Source organism: Pseudomonas sp. FSL R10-1339, assembly GCF_009600545.1.
Taxonomy (GTDB): Bacteria; Pseudomonadota; Gammaproteobacteria; order Pseudomonadales; family Pseudomonadaceae; genus Aquipseudomonas; species Aquipseudomonas bubulae.
The window spans coordinates 23,128-30,703 of sequence record NZ_WIVQ01000054.1 but is presented as its reverse complement, the minus strand read 5'-3'; the positions used below and the strand labels follow the sequence as shown (position 1 = coordinate 30,703).

Here is a 7,576-nt window from a genome sequence, read left to right as displayed (position 1 = left end):
GCCTGCAACGGCCTTGGCCAGCAAGGCGGCGGTGCGGGTTTCGCCGAGCAGATCGAGGTCATTGTTGCTGGCCGCACCGTCGGTACCCACCGCCACATTGACTCCGGCTTGCCACAGGCGCTCCACCGGGCAGAAGCCACTGGCCAGTTTGAGGTTGGACTCGGGGCAATGAACCACGCTGGAGTTGCTTTCTACCAGCATGGCCAGGTCGTCATCGCTGATCTGGGTCATGTGTACGGCCTGGAAGCGCGGGCCCAGCAAGCCCAGGCGGGCGAGGCGGGCCATCGGGCGTTCGGCGTGTTGCTCGACGGCCTGATGCACTTCGAAGGCGGTTTCGTGAACGTGCATATGAATGGCGGCATCCAGCTCGTCGGCGATGACCCGGATTTTCTCCAGGTTGTCGTCGCTTACGGTGTAAGGCGCATGGGGGCCGAAGGCAATTTTGATCCGCGGGTGAAACTTCAGGTCGGCAAACAGTTCGACGGCCTGGCGCAGGGATTCGTCTGCGCTGCTGGCGCCGGGAATCGGAAAGTCGAGAATCGGAATGGCGATTTGTGCACGGATACCGCTCTTGTGCACGCACTCGCTGGCAACTTTCGGGAAAAAATACATGTCACTGAAGCAGGTGATGCCGCCCTTGAGCTGTTCGGCGATGGCCAGGTTGGTGCCGTCGCGCACGAACTGCTCATCGACCCATTTGCCCTCGGCCGGCCAGATATGCTGTTCGAGCCAGGTCATCAGGGGCAGGTCGTCGGCCATGCCGCGGAACAGCGTCATGGCCGCGTGCCCGTGCGCGTTGATCAGCCCCGGGCTGAGCAGCATGTCCGGCAGCTCGCGGGTTTGCGTGGCGGTGAGCTTCAGCGCCTGTTCGCGCGGGCCGATGAACACAATGCAGCCGTCGCGAATGCCCACGCCGTGATCCTTGAGTACGACACCGGCCGGTTCTACAGGCACCAGCCAGGTGGGTAACAGCAGTAAGTCCAGGGGCGTGGTTGGGGTCGGCATCGAAAACTGATTCCAGTGCGTTATAAAAGGAGGCGAAGTATACCCGAGCGTCTTGGGGGTGGGCTCGCTATAATCGGCCGCTTTGTTACCAGGTAATGGGGGAAGGCATGCGCGATCGACTGTTGGCTGCGGAAAAGGTTAAGGCCATCGATTGGCGGGATGACGCCCTGTATCTGCTGGATCAACGCATTCTGCCCTTTGAAGAGAGCTGGCTGGCGTACACCGGCGTTGACGGTGTGGCGCAAGCGATTCGCGACATGGTCGTGCGCGGCGCCCCGGCAATCGGTATCGCGGCGGCCTATGGCGTGGTGCTGGCTGCGCGTGTGCGCAAGGCTGCAGGTGGTGACTGGCTGGCAGCGCTGGAAGAGGACTTCACCCTGCTGGCGGACTCGCGTCCTACGGCAGTGAACCTGTTCTGGGCCTTGAATCGCATGCGCGAACGTCTGGCTCGAAGCCAAAACCGCGCGGATGTATTGCAGGTGCTTGAGGCAGAGGCTGTTGCCATCCACGAAAGTGATCGCGAGGCCAATCTGACCATGGCGCAGTTGGGTGTCGATGTCATTCGCCGCCATCAGGGCAATGCCCAGGCGGTGCTGACCCACTGCAACACCGGAGCCCTGGCCACAGGCGGCTTTGGTACGGCGCTGGGGGTCATCCGGGCGGCCTGGCTCGAAGGCATGATCGAGCAGGTCTATGCCGACGAAACCCGGCCCTGGCTGCAGGGTTCGCGCCTGACTGCGTGGGAGCTGGCCAATGAAGGCATCCCGGTGGTGCTCAATGTCGATTCGGCAGCAGCGCATATCATGAAAACCAAAGGCGTCACCTGGGTGATCGTGGGCGCTGACCGCATCACTGCCAATGGCGATGTGGCGAACAAGATCGGCACCTACCAACTGGCGGTCAACGCCATGCACCACGGCGTGCGCTTTATGGTGGTGGCCCCGAGCTCGACCATCGACATGGATCTGGCCTCGGGTGATGACATCCCGATTGAGGAGCGTGACGGCCGCGAACTGCTGGAAGTGGGTGGCAAGCGGGTCGGCGCGGATGTGCAGGCCTTCAACCCGGTGTTTGATGTGACGCCGGCGGACCTGATCGATGTGATTGTCACCGAGAAGGGTGTGATTGAACGCCCGGATGCGGCAAAGATGGCGCAATTGATGTGCCGCAAGCGCTTGCATTGAAACGCAAGCCTGTCGTCGCTGCCGAAGGCCGCGAAGAGGAACGCGGGTGCTTCAAATCGCCTTCAGAGTCCCTCTGGGGCCCTTCAGGCCGATAAACGTCGTAATTACTACGCTCCATGCACATCTGAGGGATAGGTGCGTGGCGGCGATTGTGATAACATTCGGCGGTTTCCAGGGTGACCCGCAAGGGTTGCCCTTACTGCGCAAATCCGTGACATAACTTGTTGATTTGTCGTAAGTCGTTGCGTGGCACGTGGCCAGCGGCGGCGAGCTTCGTTCGTCCCGAATGGATGTGGCGAAGTTTCACCCGAAAAAGGAATCAGGCTTCTCATGGGCGAACTGGCCAAAGAAATCCTCCCGGTCAATATCGAAGACGAGCTGAAACAGTCCTACCTCGACTACGCAATGAGCGTAATTGTCGGGCGGGCACTGCCTGATGCGCGCGATGGCTTGAAGCCCGTGCACAGGCGTGTGCTGTTTGCGATGAGCGAACTGAACAACGACTGGAACAAGCCGTACAAGAAATCTGCCCGTGTGGTCGGTGACGTAATCGGTAAGTATCACCCGCATGGTGATACTGCTGTTTACGACACCATCGTTCGAATGGCTCAGCCATTCTCCCTGCGCTACCTGCTGGTAGACGGTCAGGGCAACTTCGGTTCGGTCGACGGCGACAACGCTGCGGCCATGCGATACACCGAAGTGCGCATGACCAAGCTGGCCCACGAATTGCTGGCCGACTTGCACAAAGAGACCGTGGACTGGGTGCCGAACTACGACGGCACGGAAATGATCCCGGCCGTCATGCCGACACGAATTCCCAACTTGCTGGTCAACGGCTCAAGCGGTATCGCCGTGGGTATGGCCACCAATATTCCGCCGCATAACCTGGGTGAAGTCATCGACGGCTGCCTGGCGCTGATCGACAACCCGGAACTGAGCATCGATGAACTGATGCAGTTCATCCCGGGCCCGGACTTCCCGACTGCCGCCATCATCAACGGCCGTGCCGGTATCATCGAAGCCTATCGCACGGGCCGTGGCCGCATTTACATGCGCGCCCGCTCGATGATCGAAGACATCGACAAGGTCGGTGGTCGTCAACAGATCGTCATCACCGAGCTGCCGTACCAGCTGAACAAGGCTCGCCTGATCGAAAAGATCGCCGAGCTGGTAAAAGAGAAGAAGCTTGAAGGCATCACCGAGCTGCGTGACGAGTCCGACAAAGACGGCATGCGCGTTGTGATCGAGCTGCGCCGTGGTGAGGTGCCGGAGGTTATTCTCAATAACCTTTATGCCCAGACTCAGCTGCAAAGTGTTTTCGGTATCAACATCGTTGCCCTGATCGATGGCCGCCCGCGCATCCTGAACCTCAAGGACCTGCTCGAAGCTTTCGTACGTCACCGTCGTGAAGTGGTTACCCGTCGTACTGTTTTCGAGCTGCGCAAAGCCCGCGAGCGAGGCCATATCCTTGAAGGCCAGGCCGTAGCCCTGTCCAACATCGATCCGGTCATTGCACTGATCAAGGCCTCGCCAACCCCGTCCGAAGCCAAGGAAGCGCTGATCAGCACCCCTTGGGAGTCGACAGCGGTAGTGGCCATGGTTGAGCGCGCCGGTGCCGATTCGTGCCGTCCGGAAAACCTCGATCCGCAATACGGTCTGCGTGATGGCAAATACTTCCTGTCGCCGGAGCAGGCCCAGGCCATTCTTGAGTTGCGCCTGCACCGCTTGACCGGTCTGGAGCACGAAAAGCTGCTGGCCGAGTACCAGGAAATTCTCAACCAGATCGGTGAGCTGATCCGCATCCTCAATAGCGCCGTGCGCCTGATGGAAGTGATCCGCGAAGAGCTGGAAGTCATTCGCGCCGAATACGGCGATGTGCGTCGTACCGAAATTCTGGATCACCGTCTTGATCTGACCCTGGGTGACATGATCCCGGAAGAAGAGCGCGTCGTGACCATTTCCCACGGTGGCTATGCCAAGACCCAGCCATTGGCTGCGTATCAGGCCCAGCGTCGTGGCGGTAAAGGCAAGTCGGCTACTGGCGTCAAGGATGAGGACTACATCGCTCACCTGCTGGTTGCCAACAGTCACACCACGCTGCTGCTGTTCTCCAGCAAGGGCAAGGTGTACTGGCTGAAGACCTATGAAATTCCTGAGGCGTCCCGCGCTGCCCGTGGTCGTCCGCTGGTGAACCTGCTGCCGCTGGATGAGGGTGAATACATCACCACCATGCTGCCGGTCGAAGAGTACACCGAGGGTCACTTCATCTTTATGGCGACCGCCAACGGCACCGTGAAGAAGACCCCTCTGGAAGCCTTCAGCCGTCAGCGCAGCGTAGGCTTGATCGCGCTGGAACTGGACGAAGGCGACGTGCTGATCAGCGCCGCGATCACCGATGGCGAGCGTGAAGTCATGCTGTTCTCCGACGGTGGCAAGGTGACTCGCTTCAAAGAGTCCGATGTCCGTGCCATGGGCCGTACTGCCCGCGGTGTACGCGGCATGCGTCTGCCAGAAGGGCAGAAGCTGATTTCCATGCTGATCCCTGAGGAGGGTAGCCAGATCCTTACCGCTTCGGCGCGTGGCTATGGCAAGCGTACGGCGATCAGCGAGTTCCCAGAGTACAAGCGTGGCGGCCAGGGTGTTATCGCCATGGTCAGCAACGAGCGTAATGGCCGTCTGGTCGGTGCGGTTCAGGTGCAGGACGGTGAAGAAATCATGTTGATTTCGGATCAGGGCACTCTGGTACGTACGCGTGTCGACGAAGTGTCGAGCCTGGGTCGTAATACCCAGGGCGTCACCTTGATCAAGCTGGCCAGTGACGAAACGCTGGTAGGGCTTGAGCGGGTTCAGGAGCCTTCTGAAGTTGAAGGCGAAGAGCTCGAAGATGAAGGCGGTGCAGAGTTCGACGGTGAGGCCATCCAGGATGGCGCAGACGACGAGCAGCCGCTAGAGGTTGGCGCTGACGAAGAGCCGCAGGAATAAGCGGACACACAGGGGGCGGATGAGAATTCGCCCCCTTGTTGTATGTCCAGTATGAAAGTTTGCGACACTGTGGGAGCGAGCCTGCTCGCGATGGCATCAGCGCGGTATGTCAGATAGACATTACTGCCCGTATCGCTAGCAAGCCCGCTTCTACAAGCAACAATGTGTCGAGAGTTGATTTATTGCGTGACCACCAAATCAGAGTGAGAGTGGAAGTGAGCAAACGAGCCTATAACTTCTGCGCAGGTCCTGCTGCGCTACCTGAAGCTGTTCTGTTGCGTGCCCAGTCCGAGTTGCTCGACTGGCATGGCAAGGGCCTCTCGGTCATGGAAATGAGCCATCGCAGCGATGAGTTCGTGTCCATTGCGACCAAGGCTGAGCAGGATCTGCGTGACCTGCTGTCTATTCCCTCGAACTACAAAGTCCTGTTTCTGCAAGGCGGTGCCAGCCAACAGTTTGCCCAGATCCCGCTGAATCTGTTGCCTGAAAATGGCAAGGCGGATTACATCGATACCGGTATCTGGTCGCAGAAGGCCATTGAAGAGGCGTCGCGTTTCGGTCACGTCAACGTGGCAGCAACCGCCAAACCTTACGATTACTTCGCGATTCCTGGTCAGAATGAGTGGAATCTGTCGAAAGACGCGGCCTACGTTCATTACGCGCCAAACGAAACCATCGGCGGTCTGGAATTCAACTGGATCCCTGAGACTGGCGATGTGCCATTGGTCGCTGACATGTCTTCGGATATTCTGTCGCGCCCGGTTGATGTGTCCCGTTTTGGCATGATCTACGCGGGTGCCCAGAAAAACATCGGCCCAAGTGGCATCGTGGTCAATATCATTCGCGAAGATCTGCTGGGTCGTGCGCGTTCGATCTGCCCGACCATGCTCGATTACAAGGTCGCGGCTGACAACGGCTCGATGTACAACACGCCACCGACCCTGGCCTGGTACCTGTCAGGTCTGGTATTCGAATGGCTCAAGGAGCAGGGCGGTGTCGAGGCAATCGGCAAGCTCAATGAAGTGAAAAAACGTACCTTGTACGACTTTATCGACGCCAGTGGCCTGTACAGCAACCCGATCAACCTTTCTGATCGCTCGTGGATGAACGTCCCGTTCCGTCTGGCGGACGATCGCCTCGACAAGCCATTCCTGGCAGGCGCTGAAGCACGCGGGCTGCTGAACCTCAAGGGGCACCGCTCCGTTGGTGGCATGCGCGCATCGATCTATAACGCTGTGGATATCAACGCGGTTAACGCGCTGGTGGCTTACATGGCAAAGTTCGAAAAGGAACACGGCTAATGTCCGAGCAAGAACTCAAGGCGCTGCGCCTGCGTATCGACAGTCTGGACGAAAAAGTCCTGGAGCTTATCAGCGAGCGGGCGCGTTGTGCCCAGGAAGTGGCGCGGGTCAAGATGGCTTCCCTGGCTGAGGGTGAAGTGCCGGTATTTTACCGGCCTGAGCGTGAGGCTCAGGTGCTCAAGCGCGTTATGGAGCGCAATAAAGGTCCGTTGGGCAACGAAGAGATGGCGCGGTTGTTCCGCGAAATCATGTCCTCGTGCCTGGCGCTGGAGCAGCCGCTGAAAGTGGCTTATCTCGGCCCCGAGGGTACCTTTACCCAGGCTGCGGCCATGAAGCACTTTGGGCATGCCGTGATCAGCAAGCCGATGGCTGCCATTGACGAAGTATTCCGCGAAGTGGCTGCCGGTGCAGTGAATTTTGGCGTGGTGCCAGTGGAAAACTCCACAGAAGGCGCAGTCAACCACACTCTCGACAGCTTCCTTGAGCATGACATGGTGATCTGCGGTGAAGTAGAGCTGCGCATCCACCATCACCTGCTGGTCGGCGAAAACACCAAAACGGACAGTATCAGCCGCATTTACTCCCACGCCCAGTCGCTGGCTCAGTGCCGCAAATGGCTGGATGCACACTACCCGAATGTCGAACGTATTGCGGTGTCGAGCAATGCCGAAGCGGCCAAACGGGTCAAAGGTGAGTGGAACTCCGCTGCCATTGCCGGTGATATGGCTGCTGGCCTGTACGGCTTGACCCGACTGGCCGAAAAAATTGAAGACCGCCCGGACAACTCCACGCGGTTCTTGATGATTGGCAGTCAGGAAGTGCCACCCACTGGCGATGACAAGACGTCGATCATTGTGTCCATGAGCAACCGTCCTGGCGCCCTGCATGAGCTGCTGGTGCCGTTCCATGAGAACGGGATCGATCTGACGCGTATTGAGACGCGTCCTTCGCGTAGCGGTAAATGGACCTATGTGTTTTTCATCGACTTTGCTGGTCATCACCGCGACCCCTTGGTCAAAAGTGTCCTGGAGCAGATCAGTCAAGAAGCCGTAGCGCTTAAAGTATTGGGTTCCTACCCGAAAGCGGTTCTCTGAGGCGATA

General features: G+C 58.8%; 5 protein-coding genes. 4 read left to right on the top strand and 1 reads right to left on the bottom strand.

Annotated elements, in window-relative coordinates; genetic code table 11:
- The coding region (locus GHO03_RS15805; RefSeq protein WP_153400172.1) for a TRZ/ATZ family hydrolase at positions 1–1,005 on the bottom strand (1,005 nt) is incomplete at its 3' end.
- Positions 1,006–1,112: 107 nt separating this feature from the next.
- On the opposite strand from GHO03_RS15805, the gene mtnA reads away from it, so the two are divergent.
- From mtnA to pheA, 4 genes are all read left to right on the top strand, one after another.
- The gene (gene mtnA, locus GHO03_RS15800) at positions 1,113–2,189 is read left to right on the top strand and encodes an S-methyl-5-thioribose-1-phosphate isomerase (RefSeq protein ID WP_095002807.1); all 1,077 of its coding nucleotides are present in this window, start codon (positions 1,113–1,115) and stop codon (positions 2,187–2,189) included.
- Positions 2,190–2,519: 330 nt separating this feature from the next.
- Complete coding sequence (gyrA, locus tag GHO03_RS15795; protein WP_153400171.1) at positions 2,520–5,174, top strand: DNA gyrase subunit A; 2,655 nt, start codon at positions 2,520–2,522, stop codon at positions 5,172–5,174.
- Positions 5,175–5,389: 215 nt separating this feature from the next.
- Positions 5,390–6,475 carry a 3-phosphoserine/phosphohydroxythreonine transaminase gene (serC, locus tag GHO03_RS15790; RefSeq protein ID WP_372241757.1) on the top strand — a complete coding sequence of 362 codons (1,086 nt, stop codon included), beginning with the start codon at positions 5,390–5,392 and terminating at the stop codon, positions 6,473–6,475.
- Positions 6,475–7,569 carry a prephenate dehydratase gene (gene pheA, locus GHO03_RS15785; protein ID WP_016780245.1) on the top strand — a complete coding sequence of 365 codons (1,095 nt, stop codon included), beginning with the start codon at positions 6,475–6,477 and terminating at the stop codon, positions 7,567–7,569. Before serC ends, pheA begins: the two co-directional genes overlap by 1 nt.
- Positions 7,570–7,576 lie beyond the last annotated feature (7 nt).

Coding starts and splice junctions, on each gene's coding strand:
- gyrA (WP_153400171.1), top strand. CDS start 2,520: ATGGGCGAACTGGCCAAAGAAATCCTCCCGGTCAATATCGAAGACGAG.
- mtnA (WP_095002807.1), top strand. CDS start 1,113: ATGCGCGATCGACTGTTGGCTGCGGAAAAGGTTAAGGCCATCGATTGG.
- pheA (WP_016780245.1), top strand. CDS start 6,475: ATGTCCGAGCAAGAACTCAAGGCGCTGCGCCTGCGTATCGACAGTCTG.